Here is an 18381-nt window from a genome sequence, read left to right on the forward strand (position 1 = left end):
ATCCCTGTCGAATTCCGGCCAGCGTGGTTTGACGGGGCGCCTGAGATCAAAAGCAAGATCAAAAGCGGCTCGCTTCGCATCGTGGTTAGCGTTGAGCGAAATGGGCCAACTGGCCCACCGCCATCGCAGGCAAGCCAGCTCCCCCAGGGGTTGTGGTGTGGGTACAGAGGTGGTTATTCGGCAGGCAACGCCAGGCGCTGGCCGGCCATCAGCAGCGACAGACGGCTCAGGCTCATCCACGGCGAGCCGGCTGCCTGGCCTTTGATTTGTGCGTCGATGCGCTGTGCTTCCAGCAGCAGTTGCGCCCAGCGTTGCGCCGAGTGCCGTTGCAGGGCTTTGCTCATCAGGGGTTTGCGTTTGTCCCACACCGGTGGCCGGGCCTGGCTGAAGCATTTGTCCAGCGGGGTGCCCTGGCTGTATTGCAGGGCAATGTTCGCCAGCACGCGCAGCTCACGGGCCAGGGCCCAGAGAATTACCGGTGGTTCCACCCCTTCGCCGCGCAGGCCTTCAAGCATGCGCAACGCGTGGGCGGGCTCGCCGTTGAGGATGGCGTCCACCAGGCCGAACACATCAAAGCGTGCGCTATCGGCCACTGCGCCTTGCACGGTTTCGACGGTGATCTGCCCGTCTTCAGCCATCAACTTGAGCTTTTCGATCTCCTGTGCGGCGGCAAGCAGGTTGCCCTCGACCCGAGCGGCGATCAGTTCCACGGCATCCTGTGTCGCCGCCAGCCCTGATTGCGACAGGCGCTGACGAATCCACTGCGGCAACTGGTTGCTGTCCACCGGCCAGATCTGGATGAACTGAGTCTGTGGACCTTCAACCAGGGCCTTACCCCACTTGGTTTTCTGCGCGCTGCCGTCGAGCTTGGGCAGGCTGATCAGCAACACAGTGTCTTCGGCGGGGCGCGAGCAGTATTCCATCAGGGCCGCCGCGCCTTTATCGCCCGGCTTGCCCGAGGGCAGGCGCAGTTCCAGCAGGCGTTTTTCGGCAAACAGCGACATGCTCGCGCCAGCTTGCAGCAGCGTACCCCAGTCGAAACTGGCGTCAGCACTGAACACCTGGCGTTCATCGAAACCTTGCTGGCGTGCGGAGGTGCGGATAGCGTCGGCCGCTTCCTGGCACAGTAGCGGGTCGTCGCCGCTGACGATGTACACAGGCGCAAGGCCACCTTGCAGGTGTTTGGCGAGTTGGGCGGGGGCAAGTTTCATAGGCAGGGCGAACGGGGCGCCAGGGGCGCCCCGTCTGGCTTACTCGACAGGGACTTCAACAGGCGACTGTTTCGGCGTGTTGTCTTCATATTCCTGCGCGGCTTTCAGGGCGTCGGCGTCAGCCTTGGCCTTGTTGTCGGCCACTTGCTGCAGCTCAGCCAGTTTTTCCGGGGTGAGCATTTGCAGGCGAGTCATCATGCGCTGGATCAGCTCACGACGCATTTCCTTGCGCACCTGGAGGGTCTCGGAGTCCGAACCCACCAGGTTGTTGCCATCGTGGCTCACCACTTTCTGCACCTGGATCTTGTCACCCATCAACGGCAACTGATCACGGCCTTGTATTTCGAACATCAGCGCCGTGTTCAATTCAACGTCGGACGCACGGCCAGCACTGGCGTAGCTGATATTGCGTTGGGTTTCGCGCTCATCCGTCAGGATCAGTTTGTAGGTGGCGCCGTTGTACACGTGCACACCGCTGTTTTCCAGGGTCTGGCGCAGTTGGGTGACGGTTTCGCCGTAGGCGTTGCGGGCGCTGACGTCGAGTTCCTTGAGCGACAGCTCATTGGTGCCGGTGCCGCGCAGCTGGAAGCCGCAAGCGCTCAACAGCACGGCAAGGCCCATAACCAGCAGATTGCGTTTGATCATTTTGTTGCTCCCCTTGAAACCAGGTGGGCCTTGTCGGGCCCTAAAGGTTTAGTTCGGCGCAGAGCCCAAGCCCTGCGCCCGATCCGATTTAGCTGGCGACGATATTGACCAGTTTGCCGGGCACCACGATCACCTTGCGGATGGTCAGGCCTTCGGTAAAGCGCAGCACGTTCTCATTGATACGTGCAGCTGCTTCAACCTCTTCACGGCTGGCGCTGGCCGGCATGTCGATCTGGCCACGCAGTTTACCGTTAACCTGGATGACCAGTTGCAGCGTGTCCTGTACCAGGGCGCTGTCATCCTGCACCGGCCAGGCGGCATCGATGACGGCACCGCTGTGGCCCAGGCGGCTCCACAGTTCATGGCTGATGTGCGGCGTGATCGGCGCGAGCAACAGGGTAACTGTTTCCAGGCCTTCCTGGATCAGCGCACGGTCTTGTTCGGTCGCCTGCGGGGCTTTTTCCAGCACGTTCATCAGCGTCATCACCTGGGCGATGGCGGTGTTGAATTTGTGGTTCTGCCCGACGTCCTGGCTGGCCTGGCGAATAGCCAGGTGGATGCTGCGGCGCACGGCTTTCTGCTCGTCGTTCAAGGCGCCGAGGTCCAGCTTGCCCGGCAGGCCCTGGCTGACATGGGCGTGGGCCAGGCGCCAGACGCGCTTGAGGAAACGGTGCGAGCCTTCGACACCCGAGTCGGACCATTCGGCGCTCATATCGGGCGGTGAGGCAAACATCATGAACAGGCGGCAGGTGTCGGCGCCGAACTGATCGATCATCGACTGTGGGTCGACGCCGTTGTTCTTGGACTTGGCCATCTTCTCGGTGCCACCGATTTCCACCGGCAGGCCGTCGGCCTTCAACTTGGCGCTGATGACCTTGGCTTTGCTGTCACGCTCAAGCTCGACATCCGCCGGGTTGAACCAGGTGTAGGCGCCATTGGCTTCGCGACGATAGTAAGTGTCGGCGATCACCATGCCCTGGGTCAGCAGGTTCTTGAATGGCTCATCGGAGCTCACCAGGCCTTCGTCACGCATCAGCTTGTGGAAGAAACGCGCGTACAGCAGATGGAGGATGGCGTGTTCGATGCCACCGATGTACTGGTCCACCGGCAGCCAATGGTCGGCTGCGGATTTCTCCACCAGGCCACCTTCATAGTGCGGCGAGGCATAACGAGCGTAGTACCACGAGGACTCGACGAAGGTGTCCATGGTGTCGGTTTCACGCTTGGCCGGCGCGCCGCATTTAGGGCAGCTGCACTCGTAGAACTCCGGCATGCGTGCCAACGGCGAGCCAGCGCCGTCTGGTACCACGTCTTCTGGCAACACGACCGGCAGTTGGTCTTCCGGTACCGGCACGTCGCCACAGGTTTGGCAGTGGATGATCGGGATCGGGCAGCCCCAGTAGCGCTGGCGGCTGATGCCCCAGTCGCGCAGGCGGAACTGGGTGCGCGAGGCACCGAGGTTTTTCTTGATCAGGGCCACTTCCATGGCGTCGAACGCACCCTGGAAATCCAGGCCGTCGAATTCGCCGGAATTGATCAGCGTGCCGTGCTCGCCGTAGGCGTCTTGCCACGGAGCAGGGTTGGTGTCACCCGAGCTGGTGCGCACGACCGACTTGATCGGCAGGTTGTACTTGGTGGCGAACTCGAAATCGCGCTCGTCGTGGGCCGGCACCGCCATGACGGCGCCATCGCCGTAGTGCATCAGCACGTAGTTGGCGACCCATACCGGCAGCTTTTCGCCGGTCAACGGGTGCTCGACGAACAGGCCGGTTGGCAGGCCCTTTTTCTCCTGGGTGGCGACGTCGGCTTCGGCCACGCTGCCGCCTTTGCATTCAGCGATGAACGCCTGCAGCTCAGGGTTGTTCTGTGCGGCCTGGGTGGCCAGCGGGTGTTCGGCGGCCACGGCGACGTAGGTCGCGCCCATCAGGGTGTCGGGGCGGGTGGTGAAGACCTTGAGTGCGCCCGCTTCGCCGATGGAGTCGACGTTGTACGGGAACTGCACTTCCATGCCCTTGGATTTGCCGATCCAGTTGCGCTGCATGGTCTTGACTTGTTCAGGCCAGCCCGGCAGATCGTCGAGGCTCGACAACAGTTCATCCGCGTAGGCGGTGATCTTGAAGTAGTACATCGGGATTTCGCGCTTTTCGATCAGCGCGCCGGAACGCCAGCCGCGACCGTCGATAACCTGTTCGTTGGCCAGTACGGTCTGGTCGATCGGGTCCCAGTTCACGGTGCCGCTTTTTTTGTAGATCACGCCTTTTTCGAACAGGCGCGTGAACAGCCATTGTTCCCAGCGGTAGTAATCGGGCTTGCAGGTGGTGACCTCGCGGGACCAGTCCACCGCCAGGCCCAGGCTGCGCAGCTGGGTCTTCATGTAGGCGATGTTTTCGTAGGTCCACTTGGCGGGCGCCACGTTGTTTTTCATCGCGGCGTTTTCTGCCGGCATGCCGAAGGCGTCCCAACCCATGGGTTGCAGCACGTTCTTGCCGAGCATGCGCTGGTAGCGCGAAATCACGTCGCCGATGGTGTAGTTGCGCACGTGCCCCATGTGTAGCTTGCCGCTGGGGTAAGGGAACATCGATAGGCAGTAGTAAGTCTCCTTGCCTGGCTGTTCACTGACTTCAAAGGACTTTTGCTCGTCCCAGAAGGTTTGGGCGGCATTTTCTATTTCACGGGGCTGATATTGTTCGTGCATGGCTACTTTTGAACTGGATAGGGGTGGCCTAATCCTCTTCGGTGCACTGTCCGGGTTGTTCGACACCAAGAAGCGGCGCGTCCGTGCCCAAACCCTGCGGGAAGTGGAGTTACAGGAAGCGCCGTAGCATACATGACCCCACTCTATCGAGGGAAACCCTGATTGCGCGGCAAGGGCCGTCTGTCGCGGCACCGGGCAGGCGCAGCAACGGGGGCTACGCTGTTTAGTGGGGAGCAAGTATTTCTTCAATGAGGTGAGGGGATGGTTGAATCGCAGCGAACTTTAACGAAACCGCAATTGTACGAGGGATTGATCGACCGTTTGGGTCGGGCATTGGATGCCGCAAGAACCGCAGGCCGATTGCGTGATGAGCGGCCTCTGGAGCTGGAGTTGCGAGGCTTGAGCCCGGCGGAGCTTGAATTGATCAATAACTACCTGGCGTTGAATCACGACCGCGCCTCCCATGGGCAGGCTTCCCCGCCCGCTCATTCGGCCAAGGTCATCTGGCTCAAAGACCTGGCGACCGGCCGCGGGCCAGAGAACTTCCGGTCCGTGCGGTGCAAGTGAGCCACGCGTTATCCGTTAGCGTTATCAAAATGTTGTCGGTAAGGATTGTTGCAAAACCCCGTTGCATCTAGGCTTCGGGCATCTTTGGAGATGCCCGATGCCTTTTCGTTATTTCATTAAACAACTGATGTTGCCGCCCGGTATTTTTCTGCTGTTGTTGGCGTGTGCCTGGTGGTTTCGCCGCAGCCGTCCGCGCCTGGCGGGCTTGTGCTTTGCCCTCGGGCTGGGCGGGATGTGGTTGATCAGCCTGCCAGTGATGGTGCAGTGGGGCGCCCGTGCCCTGGAGACAGAGCCGCCTTTGGCCCGGGAAGACTGGGCCACCTTGGCCCAGCGCGCCGACGCGATTGTGGTGCTGGGCTCGGGGCGCGAGCGCGGGGACATTGCGTGGGGCAGCGACCAGCCCACCGGTATTGGCCTGGAACGTGAGCGTTTTGCCGCGCGGCTGGCCAAGGCATCCGGTTTGCCAGTGCTGACCAGCGGCGGCTTGCACTACGGCACGCCGCCCAGTGAGGCCGAGTTGATGGCCGTGTCGATGCAGGATGACTTCGGTGTCACCGTGCGCTGGAAAGAAGAACGCAGCCGCACTACCTGGGAAAACGCCCAGATGAGCGCCGAGATTTTGTTGCCGCAAGGCATCAAGCGTGTAGTGGTAGTGACCCAGGCCTGGCACATGCCGCGTTCGGTGTGGAGTTTTGAAAAGGCGGGTTTCACCGTGGTGCCAGGGCCGGTGGGCTTTCTGGGTGTGGACCATGGCCGACCGCTGGGTGGCTGGATGCCGGAGGTCAAGGCGGTGTGGCAAAGCGGGCAGTTGATCAATGAAGCGGTGGGGCAGGTGGGGTATCGGTTGTTTTACCGGTAGGCGCAACACAGGAGATCAAAATGTGGGAGCTGGCTTGCCTGCGATGGCGGTGGGTCAGTGAGCACTTAGGGCACTGATACACCGCCATCGCAGGCAAGCCAGCTCCCACAGGTCAGAGCGTTTTGGACATTCGTGCAGCCAGCAGAGCCCAGCCAAACAATGCCAGGCACACAATGATCAACGGCCACGAACGCCATTGCAGGTACGGCGTGAGGTTATGCATCGGCACCACCTCCCCATAGAGAATGCCGCGCTCAAACTGCGGGATCTGCGCGGTGATCTGCCCGAACGGGTTGATCAGCCCGGTCACGCCGTTGTTGGTGGCGCGGATCATCCAGCGGCCAGCCTCCAATGCACGCATCTGCGCCATTTGCAGGTGCTGCAGCGGGCCGATGGAGCGGCCGAACCAAGTGTCGTTGCTGATGGTCAGCAGCAGGTCGCTCTGGGCCGACAGGCCGGCGGCGAATTCGGGGTACACCACTTCATAGCAAATGAACGGCGCAATCTGATAACCCTTGGCCTGCAGCATGGCCTGGTCAGAAGGGCCGCGGGCGAAGTCCGACATGGGCAGGTCGAAGAAGGCAATCAGCCCGCGCAACATGTCCTGCAACGGCACGTACTCGCCAAACGGCACCAGTTTCTGCTTGAGGTAGGTGCCGTCGCCTTCACCGACCACGGTGATGCCGTTGAAGTAGCGCTTCTGGTGGTGCACTTCCTGGCGAATCGGTACGCCGGTGATCAGCGCGGTGTCCCGGTCGGCGGCAAACTTGCCCATCATGCCCAGGTAGCCCTCAACGGACTCCTTGAGCACCGGCACGGCGGTTTCCGGCCACACCAGCAGGTCGACGCGCTTGGAGCTCAGGCTCATGTCGCGGTACAGCGCCAACTGTGCATTGAGCTGGTCGGGGTCCCACTTCATGCTTTGCTCGACGTTGCCCTGGATCGCGGCCACGCTCAGCGGCGCGCCAGACGGCGATGTCCAGGCGTGATGCTTGAGCGCCAGGCCAATGGCCCAGGGCGCAACCAGCAATAACAGGCCCGCGCCGATGAAGGCATTGCGCTTGCTCGCCAGCAGGCGCGGCAGGTTGCACAGCAATGCGGCAGTGAGTGCCAGGGCGAAGGAAATCAGCCACATCCCGCCCACTGGCGCGAGGCCGGTCAACGGCCCGTCGAGTTGACTGTAACCGGAGTACAACCACGGGAAACCGGTGAGGAACCAGCCACGAAAGGCTTCCTGGCCGACCCACAACGCGGCGAACGTCAATGCGTCCGCCAGCGGTGCTTCGTTACGGCGCAACCAGCGCGCCCACAGCCAGGCGGGCAGGGCAAAGAACCAGGCGATGGCGGCAGTGAATAGCAGCATCAGGAACCCCGCCAGCAACACCGAAGCGCCGCCGAAGTGGTGGATGCTGTAGTAGATCCAACTGGTGCCGGCACCAAACAGGCCGAAGCCGAAACACCAGCCACGGCCCAGGGCCTGGCGGGGTGAGAGCTCCCGCAGGCCGATATAGAACAGGCCGACCGCTACCAGCGCCAACGGCCAGATATCGAACGGCGCCAGCGCCAGAGTTGTGATGGCGCCGGCCACCACGGCCAGCAAATTACCGGGCCAGCCGGGTGCGATCATACGGCGCATGTCAGTCCTTAGCGGGCGATAGGTGTCAAACGGATCAGATGGATACGACGGCTATCGGCATTGAGGATGCGGAAGCGATACGCACCGATCTCGGTGGTTTCATTGCGCTTGGGCAAATGCCCGAACGCACTCATCACCAGGCCGCCGACGGTGTCGAACTCATCGTCCGAGAACTCGCTGTCGAAGAACTCGTTGAAGTTCTCGATCGGCGTCAGCGCCTTGATCAGGAAATCACCGCTGGGCAGCGGCTTGATGTAGCTGTCTTCTTCGACGTCGTGCTCGTCTTCGATGTCGCCGACGATCTGCTCCAGCACGTCCTCGATGGTGACCAGGCCGGCCACGCCGCCATATTCGTCAATCACAATGGCCATGTGATTGTGGTTGGCGCGGAACTCGCGCAGCAGCACATTCAGGCGCTTGGACTCCGGCACGAAGGTGGCCGGGCGCAGCAGGTCCTTGATGTTGAAGCTGTCGCCGTTCTCCTTGAGGATCAACGGCAGCAAGTCCTTGGCCAGCAGGACACCCATGACATCGTCATGGCTTTCACCGATCACCGGGTAGCGCGAGTGCGCCGAGTCGATCACGGCCGGGAGGAACTCCCGTGGGGTCTGTGTCGCCTTGATGCTGATCATCTGCGAGCGCGGGACCATGATGTCGCGTACTTGCAGGTCAGCCACCTGGATGGCGCCTTCGACGATGGCCAGCGCTTCGCTGTCCAGCAATTTGTTCTGGTGTGCATCGCGCAGCAGCTCCAAGAGCTCCTGGCGGTTTTTCGGCTCGTGGGCAAAAGCCTGGGTCAGTTTACCCAGCCATGACTTCTGCCCGTTGCTCGATCGGTCTTCGCTCATAGCGATTACTCTAAATCCTTTGATATGACAGTTGAGTGTTGATCAGCTTTCGTCGTCTGCATACGGGTCGCGGTGACCCAGTTCTGCAAGCAACGTTCGTTCCAGTGCTTCCATTTCCTCGGCTTCGTCATCGTCTATATGGTCGTAACCCAAGAGATGCAAGCAGCCGTGGATGACTAGATGGGCCCAATGGGCCTCAAGTTCCTTGCCTTGTTCCGCCGCTTCGCGTTCGACCACCGCGACGCAGATCACCAGGTCGCCCAGCAGCGGGATATCCAGCAATTCGTCGGGCACGTCGGCGGGGAAGGACAGCACGTTGGTCGCGTAGTCTTTCTGGCGCCAGGTGTGGTTCAGCTCACGGCCTTCGGCCTCGTCCACCAGACGAATGGTCAGCTCCGAGTCAGCGGTGCGCTGGCGCAAAGCCAGTTCACACCATTGGCGGAACTGGGCTTCGCTGGGGGCGGGCGCGTCGGTGGCCAGCTGCAGGTCTAGCTCAAGCATCGTGGCGAGCGTCCTTGGCGGGCGCGTCGTCGCGGTGTTCGAAACGCTCGTAGGCCTCGACAATGCGCTGCACCAGCGGGTGGCGTACCACGTCCTTGGGCATGAAATGCGTGAAGCTGATACCCGGCACGTCCTTGAGCACCTCGATCACCTGGCCCAGGCCAGACTTGGTGCCCTTGGGCAGGTCGACTTGGGTGATGTCGCCCGTGATCACGGCAGTGGAGCCGAAACCGATACGGGTGAGGAACATCTTCATCTGCTCGACGGTGGTGTTCTGGCTTTCGTCGAGGATGATGAAGCTGTTGTTGAGCGTACGGCCGCGCATGTAGGCCAGCGGGGCGATCTCGATCACCTGGCGCTCGATCAGCTTGGCCACGTATTCAAACCCGAGCATCTCGTACAGCGCGTCGTAGAGCGGGCGCAGGTACGGGTCGATCTTCTGGGCCAGGTCGCCGGGCAGGAAGCCGAGCTTTTCGCCGGCCTCGACCGCAGGGCGCACCAGCAGGATGCGCCGCACTTGCTCGCGCTCCAGGGCGTCGACGGCGCAGGCCACTGCCAGGTAGGTCTTGCCGGTACCGGCCGGGCCGATGCCGAAGTTGATGTCGTTGCCGAGGATTTCCTTGACGTACTTCTGCTGATTCAAGCCGCGTGGGCGAATCATGCCTTTTTTGGTACGCAAGGCCACGCTGGCTTCGGCCACCGGGTTATTGGCCAGGTCTTGCACAGCCGATTCCTGCAGGTACAGGTGCACGGTCTCCGGCGACAGCTCGCTACCCTTGGTTTCACGGTAGAGACGGCGCAGCAGGTTTTCTGCAGACGTGGTGTGTTGGGGTTCACCAATGAGCTCGAACTGATTGCCGCGGTTGCGGATCTCGATGCTCAGGCGTTGTTCGATCAGGCGCAGGTGCTCGTCGAACTGTCCGCACAGGTTGGCGAAACGGCGAGCCTCAAAAGGCTCGAGGATAAAACGATGGGGTTCTGCTATGGGTGCGTTCAAGGTTGCTTTTAGCCGCCCTTTGGCTGATGAGGTGAGAGAGAGAATAACGCCAGGCGCCGGTGTGCGAAAGCACTTAAATAGCCTGGCCCCACTCTCGATAACCCTGAAGAACCCCTGTGGGAGCTGGCTTGCCTGCGATAGCGGTCGGTCAGTTGGCACATAGGGCACTGATACATCGCTATCGCAGGCAAGCCAGCTCCCACATTTTGATCTTCATCCGGTCAGCGAGATCAGTTGATCAACGAGCCACGCAACGAGTGTGGCTGCGCCGCATCTATGTGCACATCGGCAAACTGGCCGATCAGCGTAGGATTATCGCAGCGGAAGTTGACGATTCGGTTGTTCTCGGTACGCCCCTGCAATTCACCCGGGTCTTTCTTTGAATAATCGGTGACCAGAATGCGCTGGATCGAACCGACCATTTGTCGGCTGATTTCAAAGCCTTGCTGATTAAGGCGATGTTGCAGCGCGTTCAAACGCTCTTTTTTCAACGCTTCCGGGGTTTCATCCAGCAGGTCGGCAGCCGGGGTGCCCGGGCGCTGGCTGTAGACGAACGAGTAGGAGAAGTCGAAACCGACGTCTTCGATCAGCTTCATGGTCTGCTGGAAGTCTTTCTCGGTTTCGCCCGGGAAGCCGACGATAAAGTCCGAACTGATGCAGATGCCCGGCACGGCGGCGCGCAGTTTGCGCAATTTGGATTTGTATTCCAGCGCGGTGTGGTTGCGCTTCATCGCCGACAGAATGCGGTCCGAACCCGATTGCACCGGCAAGTGCAGGTGCTTGACCAGCTCTGGCACTTCGGCGTGGGCCTGGATCAGGCTGTCGGAAAACTCCAGCGGGTGCGAGGTGGTGTAGCGGATGCGCTCGATGCCGTCGACGGCGGCGACCACGCGGATCAATTCCGCCAGGTCGGCCAGGCGGCCGTCATCGGTCTGGCCACGGTAGCCGTTGACGTTCTGGCCCAGCAAGGTGACTTCGCGCACGCCGTTTTCAGCCAGGTGGATGATTTCTGCCAGCACATCGTCAAACGGCCGGCTGACCTCTTCGCCACGGGTGTAAGGCACCACGCAGAAGGTGCAGTACTTGCTGCAACCTTCCATCACCGACACATAGGCGCTCGGTCCGTCGATACGCGGTTCGGGCAGATGGTCGAATTTTTCGATTTCGGGGAACGACACGTCCACCTGCGGCAGCTTGGTGACGCGTGCGGCGTCGATCATTTCCGGCAGGCGGTGCAGCGTTTGCGGGCCGAACACCACATCGACATAGGGCGCGCGGTCGCGGATCGCGGCGCCTTCCTGGCTGGCCACGCAACCGCCGACGGCGATTACCATGTCCGGGTTGGCCAGTTTCAATTCGCGCCAGCGGCCCAACTGCGAATACACACGGTCCTGGGCCCGCTCGCGGATCGAGCAGGTATTGAGCAGGATCACGTCGGCATCTTCGGCGCGGGCAGTGACTTCCAGGGCCTGGTGTTCGCCCAGCAAGTCGACCATGCGCGAGCTGTCGTACTCGTTCATCTGGCAACCGTGGGTTTCGATGTAAAGCTTCTTGGCCATGGGAATCGTCAACTGGTGGTAAAGAACCGCGCATTATAGGGGGCATGCCCATTGGTTCCTAGCGCTGTGCATCGGGTGCCATGCTATAGTTCGCGCCCTCTTTTATATCCCCATGTGTTGTTCGCCCACCATGACCAAACGTGAAGCTCCAATCTATAAGGTGATTTTCCTCAACCAGGGCCAGGTGTTCGAAATGTACGCCAAGCAGATCTATCAAAGCGATCTGTGGGGCTTCCTGGAGGTGGAAGAGTTCGTCTTTGGCGAGCGCACCCAGTTGGTGGTCGATCCGGGCGAAGAAAAGCTCAAGGCCCAGTTCGAAGGCGTGGTACGCAGCTTTGTGCCGATGCATTCGATTGTGCGCATCGATGAAGTCGAGCGCCTGGGGACGCCGAAGATCAGCGAAGCACGGGGCACGAGCAATGTGATGCCGTTTCCGATGCCGATGCCTGAGAAGTAGGGCTTTAGACCGAGTCGCGCCTATCGCAGGCAAGCCAGCTCCCACAGTTGACTGCATTCCAACATTGAAACGCGGTCGAATGTGGGAGCTGGCTTGCCTGCGATAGCGATGTAAGGTCTACAAAAAAAATCAGGGAAGGGGTGAGAACGGCGAACGCCCATCGGCGCTCTGCAATTCCTGCAGGTAGTTGCGGAAAATCTGCCCCAGCACCTGGGTCGCCACTTCCAGTTCATCGCGCTGCATGTGCTCGGCGACTTCGTCGGCGGTGTCCAGTGCGTCTTCAGCGCCGTTGACCGCGGCCATTTTCAGCACGATGTACGCCTGGACGTTGTTGGCCGGCACGCCTTCGCCTTTGAAGAACATGTTGCCCAACTGGTATTGCGCTTGGGCGTGGCCCTGCAACGAGGCTTTCTCGAAGTAGCTCAACGCTTTGTTGAGGTCAACGGCCGGGTTCTTGCTGTCGTGGTAGTACTCGCCCAACTCGTATTGCGCCTGTGCATCCCCGTCCTCGGCCTGTTTCTGGCACGCGCTCAGGGCTTCGGCCTGGCTGTCTGGCTGGGTATTGAGGGTGCAACGACCCATCGCTGGGATTAACAACGAGTTGCCGCCGGCCTGGGCATGTGCCAGTAGCGGTTGAAGGAGCAACAGGCAGCCCAGAACCAGGGTGCGGCCGGTGCGTTTCATGGGAATCGACTTACCTCTGACGGGGCGCGGGACCCTCGGGGGAGTCCAATAAGCGCGCATTATGAAATAAGCAGGCCTCTGCTTACAAAGTCTTTACTCGTTTTTCTGCTGCTTGGGCAAGTTATCTGCCGGATTGCAGGGCAATTCTCGAAAAAACCAGGAATTGTCTGTAAGCAAAGTAGCAAATCTGACGCTGCCAGGGGCAACGTCAGAGGTTGCCGTCACTTATTTCAGGGCCGCGAAGGCGCGCTCGGCAGCATCCAGGGTCAATTTCAGTTCGGCTTCGCCATGGGCAATCGAGGTGAAGCCAGCTTCAAAGGCGCTCGGTGCCAGGTACACGCCGCCTTCGAGCATCAGGTGGAAGAAGCGCTTGAACAGCTCGGCATCGCTGCCCATCACGTCATCGAAGGTGACGATATCGTCGGCGCCGCTGAAGTACAGGCCGAACATGCCACCGGCCTGGGTGGTCACGAACGGGATGCCGGCGGCGTCGGCGCGTTGTTGCAGGCCGTCGAGCATGCGTGTGGTGTAGTCGGTGAGCTCGGCGTGGAAGCCCGGGCGGCTGATCAGGCGCAGGGTGGTCAGGCCGGCGGCCATTGCCAGCGGGTTACCCGACAAGGTGCCTGCCTGGTAGACCGGGCCGAGCGGGGCGATGTGTTGCATGATCTCGCGCTTGCCGCCGAAGCAGCCTACCGGCATGCCGCCGCCGATGATCTTGCCGAAGGTGCTCAGGTCTGGCGTGACGCCGTAGTAAGCCTGGGCGCCACCGAGGGCGACCCGGAAACCGGTCATCACTTCGTCAAAAATCAGCACCACGCCATGCTTGTCGCACTGCTCGCGCAGGCCCTCAAGGAAACCCGGGGCCGGTGGCACGCAGTTCATGTTGCCGGCAACCGGCTCGACGATGATGCACGCCACGTCCTGGCCGACTTCGCTGAGCATCTGCTCGACGGCTGCGATGTCGTTGAACGGCAGGGTCAGGGTGTGCTTGGCGAACGCCGCAGGTACGCCAGCGGAATTGGGTACGCCTTGGGTCAGCGCGCCGGAGCCGGCTTTTACCAGCAGGCTGTCGGAGTGGCCGTGGTAGCAGCCTTCGAACTTGATGATGTTGTCGCGGCCGGTGAAACCACGGGCCAGGCGGATCGCGCTCATGGTCGCTTCGGTGCCGGAGCTGACCATGCGTACCATCTCCATCGACGGCACGATCGAGCAGACCAGGTCGGCCATCTCGGTTTCCATAGCGGTCGGGGCGCCGTAGGACAAGCCGTGTTGCAGTTGCTGGCGCACCGCGTCGAGCACGTCCGGATGGCTGTGGCCGAGGATCATCGGGCCCCAGGAGCCGACGTAGTCGACATAGCGCTTGTCGTCTTCATCGGTGACGTAGGCGCCTTCGGCATGCTTGAAGAACAGCGGCGTGCCGCCCACGCTCTTGAACGCACGCACGGGGGAGTTCACACCGCCGGGGATGTGTTTCTGGGCGTTGGCAAACAGGGTTTCGGAACGGGACATGGTCGGGCTCTCTAAACTGAAGATTTAAGAAGGACGTTGAACGCGCGGGCGCGGCGTGTGACTTCCTGGGTGCTGTCGGCACCGAACAGGCCGTGGACCACGGCGAGCAGGTCGGCCCCGTGGGCCACCAGCGGCTCGGCGTTTTCCAGGGTGACGCCGCCGATCACGCAGATCGGCAGGTGCAGGCGCTTGCGGGCCTGGGCCAGCATGTCAACGGTGGCGGCAGGTGCGCCGGGTTTGGTCGTGGAATTGAAGAAGCGGCCAAAGGCGACGTAGCTGGCGCCTTCTTTGGCGGCCTGTTCGGCCAGTTCGATCTGGCTGTGACAGGTAGCGCCGATGATCGCCTTGGCGCCGAGCAGTGCCCGGGCCGAGGTCAGCGGGCCGTCGGTCTGGCCCAGGTGCACACCGACGCCCAGGCGCGCGGCCAGTTCGGCATCGTCGTTGATGATCAATTGAGTCTTGTAGCGCGAGCACAGCTCATACAGCTTTTCGGCTTCACGCAGGCGGCGTGCCTCGTCGCTGCTTTTGTCGCGGTACTGCAACAGGGTGACGCCACCGTCCAGCGCCGCCTCGACGTAGGCGAGGAATTTGCCGGCCAACAGCTGGCTGTCGGTAATGGCGTAAAGGCCGCGTAGTTTCATCGGGCAAACCCCTTGCTGACGAGCGATAAGTTACGAGCAGAAATCCAGCGGCAATCGGCGCGGCACGAACTGGCCCTGGCCGAGTTGTTCGGCATCGCGCAGGGTACGCCACGTGTAGTTGAGGGCCGTTTGCACGGCGCTGGCCAAGCCTTCGCCCTGGGCAATGCGCCCGGCCAGCGCACTGGCCAAGGTGCAACCCGAACCGTGATAACTGCCGGGCAAGCGCTGGCAGGTAAAGGTGTGGCGCGTGCCGTCGCGGCTGTACAGGCGGTTGTGCACTTCGTGCTCGTCGCCATGGCCGCCGGTGATCAGCAGGTGCTTGATGTACGGCAGCAGCTTCTCGGCGCAGTCGTCGGCGCTGCCGTCGGGCAGTTCCGCAAGGATGCGCGCTTCGGGCAGGTTGGGGGTGGCGATCAATGACAGGGGCAGCAGCCGCTCGCGCATCGCATAGCCGACCTCGTCCTTGCCCAGGCTACCGCCGCCGCCGGCGCGCAGCACCGGGTCGCAGACCACCGGCAAATGCGGGTGCGCCTGCAGCAGTTCGACCACGGTGTCGACCATCGCGGTGGAGCCGAGCATGCCCAGCTTGACCGCCGCGACGTCAGAGTCGCCAAGCACGGCATTGGCCTGGGCCAGTACCCACTCACGGTCAAGCACGCGGAAATCACTGACATTGACGGTGTTTTGCACGGTCAACGCGGTGACGGCCGGGGCCGCGTGGCAACCCTGGGCGAGCAGGGCTTCGATATCTGCCTGCAGGCCGGCGCCACCACTGGGGTCGTGGCCGGAGAGACAGAGGACAACGGGGCGAGAGCAGTAGATATTCATGGTGCGCGAGCTTACCACCAAACGCTTTTTGCGTGGCTGTCTGGCGATGGCAGAAGTTTGCCGCTGCGGCGCGACTTGCCGTGGCTGCGCGCTGCACGGAAATGAGCTGAAAGCATTGCCCTAGAGCTGTCCTAAAAAAAGATCCAGCAGTGGCTAATGGCTTTTACTGGCTATGCTAAAGTGCATCCAAACAACTTACTGTATCGCCGGTGTACGTCTTCTCAAAAGGAATGGGGGGCTTTTGACACAACCGGACCAGGCTACGCTGGGGCTCTATGCGCTATTTGCTGATTTTTTTATTGTGCGGGCTGCCGATGCTCGCCAGCGCCGTCGAGTTCAACCAGGACACGCGAAGCCTCCCGTTGGGCCGGGTCATGCAAGTGCTCGAAGACCCAACCGATGTCCTGACCATCGCCGATGTCAGCTCCCCCGCCTATGCCGCCCAGTTCAAGACCCATGACAAAGACACCCTCAATGCCGGCTATTCACGCTCGGTGTTCTGGCTGAAGGTCAACCTGCACTACACCGCCACAGACCCCCGCGCGCCACGTACCTGGTTTCTGGAGCTGGCCTACCCGCCGCTCAATCGCCTGGACCTTTACCAGAACGACGGTACCGGGAATTACCGCCTCACCGCCCGAACCGGCAGCGCGTTGCCGTTTTCCAGCCGAGAGGTGAGCCAGAGCAACTACCTGTTCAAGCTCAGCTTCTTGCCCGAGCAGCAACAAACCGTCTACCTGCGCTTGCAAAGCCAAGGCTCGATCCAGGCACCGCTGACATTATGGGCCGGCACCGCCTACATGGAGGAGCAGCCGCTGCGCTTGTACGTACTCGGCGCCATCTACGGTGTGTTGCTGGGCATGCTGATCTACAACCTGTTCATCTACCTGAGCGTGCGCGACACCAGCTACCTCTATTACATCCTCTATATCGCCTCGTTCGGCTTGTATCAGCTGTCGGTCAATGGTGTGGCGGTGGAGTACTTCTGGCCGAACAACCCGTGGTGGGCGAATGCGGCGGTGCCCTTCCTGATCGGCTCGGCGGCTTTGTTCGGCAGCCTGTTCGCGCGCAGCTTCCTGCACACCGCGCAGCACAGCCGCTGGCTCAACCGCATCCTGCTGGCGCTCGCAGCCTGTGGTGGGTTGGTGATGGCGCTGGCGTTGTTGACCAGTTACGCCGTGGCCCTGCGCCTGGCCACTGCGCTGGCGCTGGTGTTTACCGTGACCATCTTCGTGGCGGCCATCAAGGCCTGGTACTGCGGGCAGCGCATGGCGCGTTATTTCATCATCGCCTGGTCGGCCTTTCTGCTCGGCGGGGTGGTCAATACCCTGATGGTGCTGGGTTACCTGCCTAACGTGTTCCTGACCATGTACGCCAGCCAGCTCGGCTCGGCCATTGAAGTGGCGCTGTTGTCCCTGGCCCTGGCCGACCGCATCAACGGCATGCGCGAACAACAGGCGCAGATTCTGCTCGATGCCAGCCAGAAACTCGAAGCGCTCAACCAGCAACTGGCCCGCAGCAACCGCCTCAAAGACGAATTTCTCGCCACCCTGACCCACGAATTACGCACGCCGATGAACGGTGTGATCGGCTCGCTGGAGCTGATGCAAACCGTGTCATTGGACGATGACCTGACGCAGTACCAGCAAACCGCCGCCGGCTCGGCGCGGGACATGATGCGCATGGTCAACGGCATCCTCACCCTCACCGAATTGCAGGCCGGTCGCCTGGTGGCCCAGCCGCAAGTGTTCAGCCTGCGCGGCACGCTCGATACCTTGCGCCAGCAATTCACCGGCAGCGCCCAGAGCAAAGGCCTGGCGTTCTCCATTGATGTGGCCGATGAGGTGCCGGACCGGCTGATCGGCGATGCCGACAAACTGCTCCAGTGCCTGGATTGCCTGCTCGATAACGCCTTCAAATTCACCCACGTCGGCGCGGTGCGCTTGCGAGTGGTGGGCGTGCCCCAAGGGGATGGCGCCTTGCACCTGAGCTTTATCGTCACCGACACCGGTATCGGCTTCGCCTTTCTCGATGAGGCCACGCTGTATCAGCGTTTCTTTCAGTTGGACGGCTCGATGACGCGTGAATACGGCGGCCTGGGCATTGGCCTGGCGATCTGCCGGCAGTTGATCGAACTGCTGGGCGGGCGCCTGACCCATCATTCTGAGCCCCGTAAAGGCAGTCGCTTCCAGTTGGAAGTGGACGTCAGCGCCGTGCCGCAGCAGGTGACGCCCGCCACGCAAACGCTGCCTGCACAGCGTGCGCCTCAGGAGTGCACGGTACTGTTGGTGGACGACAACAGCGTGGGCCAACTGGCGGTGCGTGGCATGTTGCTCAAGCTCGGTTACCGGGTCAAAACCGTGGACAGCGGCCCGGCGGCACTCGCTGCATTGCAAGGGCATAGCTTCGACGCCGTGCTGCTGGACGTACCTGAGGGTGGCTTTTCGTTGTGCTGTCAGATTCGCGCATTGCCTGGCTGCGGTGAATTGCCGGTGATCGCCCTGAGCTCTTCGCCCAATGGGCCGGAGCGTGAGCGCTGCCATGGCATTGGCATGACGGATCGGCTGGCCAAGCCGGTGCGTTTCGATGCTTTGCAGGCGGCACTTGAACGTAGCGTGCTGTGCGCGGATGAGGGTGAAAGCGCCGAACATTCGGCGCGTATGCCACTTTTTTAAGCGCGATGGCGATGCTTAACTGGAAAAACCGGCCTCAATCGATCTGTGTTTTTTTGTAGGAGCGAGCTT

The 18381-nt window shown here is 61.5% G+C and carries 16 protein-coding genes; 4 read left to right on the forward strand and 12 right to left on the reverse strand.

Going from position 1 to position 18381, the window contains the following annotated elements; all coding sequences use genetic code 11:
- Positions 1–173 precede the first annotated feature (173 nt).
- From holA to leuS, 3 genes are all read right to left on the reverse strand, one after another.
- Entirely contained in the window at positions 174–1211 is a 1038-nt protein-coding gene (gene holA / locus QK296_RS07480) for a DNA polymerase III subunit delta (RefSeq protein ID WP_192002552.1), read from the reverse strand.
- A 39-nt stretch (positions 1212–1250) separates the two neighbouring features.
- Positions 1251–1856: an LPS assembly lipoprotein LptE gene (gene lptE / locus QK296_RS07485; RefSeq protein WP_003194454.1), complete on the reverse strand. Its 606-nt coding sequence runs from the start codon at positions 1854–1856 to the stop codon at positions 1251–1253.
- Between the two features lie 88 nt (positions 1857–1944).
- A complete protein-coding gene (gene leuS, locus QK296_RS07490; protein WP_032895163.1) occupies positions 1945–4551 on the reverse strand; it encodes a leucine--tRNA ligase in 2607 nt (868 codons plus the stop codon).
- 261 nt (positions 4552–4812) lie between these two features.
- Here leuS and QK296_RS07495 point away from each other — a divergent pair, with 261 nt between their 5' ends.
- Both QK296_RS07495 and QK296_RS07500 read left to right on the forward strand, forming a co-directional pair.
- Complete coding sequence (locus QK296_RS07495) at positions 4813–5118, forward strand: hypothetical protein (RefSeq protein ID WP_120248784.1); 306 nt, start codon at positions 4813–4815, stop codon at positions 5116–5118.
- Positions 5119–5215: 97 nt separating this feature from the next.
- Positions 5216–5977 (forward strand): YdcF family protein, encoded by a 762-nt coding sequence (locus QK296_RS07500; RefSeq protein WP_094774248.1) that lies wholly within the window; start codon positions 5216–5218, stop codon positions 5975–5977.
- A gap of 112 nt (positions 5978–6089) precedes the next feature.
- Here QK296_RS07500 and lnt read toward each other — a convergent pair whose 3' ends face one another.
- From lnt to miaB, 5 genes are all read right to left on the reverse strand, one after another.
- Complete coding sequence (gene lnt, locus QK296_RS07505) at positions 6090–7613, reverse strand: apolipoprotein N-acyltransferase (RefSeq protein ID WP_003194446.1); 1524 nt, start codon at positions 7611–7613, stop codon at positions 6090–6092.
- A gap of 8 nt (positions 7614–7621) precedes the next feature.
- The gene (locus QK296_RS07510; protein ID WP_003194444.1) at positions 7622–8461 is read right to left on the reverse strand and encodes an HlyC/CorC family transporter; all 840 of its coding nucleotides are present in this window, start codon (positions 8459–8461) and stop codon (positions 7622–7624) included.
- Between the two features lie 42 nt (positions 8462–8503).
- On the reverse strand, positions 8504–8962 hold the full coding sequence (gene ybeY, locus QK296_RS07515) for an rRNA maturation RNase YbeY (RefSeq protein ID WP_003194442.1): 459 nt from the start codon (positions 8960–8962) through the stop codon (positions 8504–8506).
- Positions 8955–9959 carry a PhoH family protein gene (locus QK296_RS07520; protein ID WP_003194440.1) on the reverse strand — a complete coding sequence of 335 codons (1005 nt, stop codon included), beginning with the start codon at positions 9957–9959 and terminating at the stop codon, positions 8955–8957. Before QK296_RS07520 ends, ybeY begins: the two co-directional genes overlap by 8 nt.
- 230 nt (positions 9960–10189) lie before the next feature.
- Positions 10190–11518, reverse strand: coding sequence for a tRNA (N6-isopentenyl adenosine(37)-C2)-methylthiotransferase MiaB (gene miaB / locus QK296_RS07525; RefSeq protein WP_003194438.1), 1329 nt, complete (start codon positions 11516–11518; stop codon positions 10190–10192).
- Between the two features lie 130 nt (positions 11519–11648).
- Here miaB and QK296_RS07530 point away from each other — a divergent pair, with 130 nt between their 5' ends.
- On the forward strand, positions 11649–11975 hold the full coding sequence (locus QK296_RS07530; RefSeq protein ID WP_003194436.1) for a DUF1820 family protein: 327 nt from the start codon (positions 11649–11651) through the stop codon (positions 11973–11975).
- A 129-nt stretch (positions 11976–12104) separates the two neighbouring features.
- Here the strand turns inward: QK296_RS07530 and QK296_RS07535 are convergent, their stop codons facing one another.
- From QK296_RS07535 to QK296_RS07550, 4 genes are all read right to left on the reverse strand, one after another.
- The gene (locus tag QK296_RS07535) at positions 12105–12659 is read right to left on the reverse strand and encodes a tetratricopeptide repeat protein (protein ID WP_003194434.1); all 555 of its coding nucleotides are present in this window, start codon (positions 12657–12659) and stop codon (positions 12105–12107) included.
- Positions 12660–12884: 225 nt separating this feature from the next.
- The gene (hemL, locus tag QK296_RS07540; protein WP_098950283.1) at positions 12885–14168 is read right to left on the reverse strand and encodes a glutamate-1-semialdehyde 2,1-aminomutase; all 1284 of its coding nucleotides are present in this window, start codon (positions 14166–14168) and stop codon (positions 12885–12887) included.
- An 11-nt stretch (positions 14169–14179) separates the two neighbouring features.
- A complete protein-coding gene (gene thiE / locus QK296_RS07545) occupies positions 14180–14809 on the reverse strand; it encodes a thiamine phosphate synthase (protein ID WP_034133769.1) in 630 nt (209 codons plus the stop codon).
- 30 nt (positions 14810–14839) lie between these two features.
- Entirely contained in the window at positions 14840–15637 is a 798-nt protein-coding gene (locus QK296_RS07550) for a hydroxymethylpyrimidine/phosphomethylpyrimidine kinase (RefSeq protein WP_003194428.1), read from the reverse strand.
- Between the two features lie 275 nt (positions 15638–15912).
- Between QK296_RS07550 and QK296_RS07555 the strand changes: the two genes are divergently transcribed.
- Positions 15913–18312 (forward strand): hybrid sensor histidine kinase/response regulator, encoded by a 2400-nt coding sequence (locus QK296_RS07555; RefSeq protein ID WP_169856606.1) that lies wholly within the window; start codon positions 15913–15915, stop codon positions 18310–18312.
- Positions 18313–18381 lie beyond the last annotated feature (69 nt).

Source organism: Pseudomonas sp. AL10, assembly GCF_029960685.1.
GTDB classification, from domain to species: Bacteria; Pseudomonadota; Gammaproteobacteria; order Pseudomonadales; family Pseudomonadaceae; genus Aquipseudomonas; species Aquipseudomonas lactis.

Excerpts from the sequence above, each read along its gene's own strand:
- QK296_RS07550 (WP_003194428.1), bottom strand. The coding sequence starts at position 15,637 with ATGAATATCTACTGCTCTCGCCCCGTTGTCCTCTGTCTCTCCGGCCAC.
- miaB (WP_003194438.1), bottom strand. The coding sequence starts at position 11,518 with ATGGCCAAGAAGCTTTACATCGAAACCCACGGTTGCCAGATGAACGAG.
- leuS (WP_032895163.1), bottom strand. The coding sequence starts at position 4,551 with ATGCACGAACAATATCAGCCCCGTGAAATAGAAAATGCCGCCCAAACC.
- lnt (WP_003194446.1), bottom strand. The coding sequence starts at position 7,613 with ATGCGCCGTATGATCGCACCCGGCTGGCCCGGTAATTTGCTGGCCGTG.
- QK296_RS07555 (WP_169856606.1), top strand. The coding sequence starts at position 15,913 with ATGCGCTATTTGCTGATTTTTTTATTGTGCGGGCTGCCGATGCTCGCC.
- ybeY (WP_003194442.1), bottom strand. The coding sequence starts at position 8,962 with ATGCTTGAGCTAGACCTGCAGCTGGCCACCGACGCGCCCGCCCCCAGC.
- QK296_RS07510 (WP_003194444.1), bottom strand. The coding sequence starts at position 8,461 with ATGAGCGAAGACCGATCGAGCAACGGGCAGAAGTCATGGCTGGGTAAA.
- QK296_RS07530 (WP_003194436.1), top strand. The coding sequence starts at position 11,649 with ATGACCAAACGTGAAGCTCCAATCTATAAGGTGATTTTCCTCAACCAG.
- QK296_RS07535 (WP_003194434.1), bottom strand. The coding sequence starts at position 12,659 with ATGAAACGCACCGGCCGCACCCTGGTTCTGGGCTGCCTGTTGCTCCTT.
- thiE (WP_034133769.1), bottom strand. The coding sequence starts at position 14,809 with ATGAAACTACGCGGCCTTTACGCCATTACCGACAGCCAGCTGTTGGCC.
- QK296_RS07495 (WP_120248784.1), top strand. The coding sequence starts at position 4,813 with ATGGTTGAATCGCAGCGAACTTTAACGAAACCGCAATTGTACGAGGGA.
- holA (WP_192002552.1), bottom strand. The coding sequence starts at position 1,211 with ATGAAACTTGCCCCCGCCCAACTCGCCAAACACCTGCAAGGTGGCCTT.
- lptE (WP_003194454.1), bottom strand. The coding sequence starts at position 1,856 with ATGATCAAACGCAATCTGCTGGTTATGGGCCTTGCCGTGCTGTTGAGC.
- hemL (WP_098950283.1), bottom strand. The coding sequence starts at position 14,168 with ATGTCCCGTTCCGAAACCCTGTTTGCCAACGCCCAGAAACACATCCCC.
- QK296_RS07500 (WP_094774248.1), top strand. The coding sequence starts at position 5,216 with ATGCCTTTTCGTTATTTCATTAAACAACTGATGTTGCCGCCCGGTATT.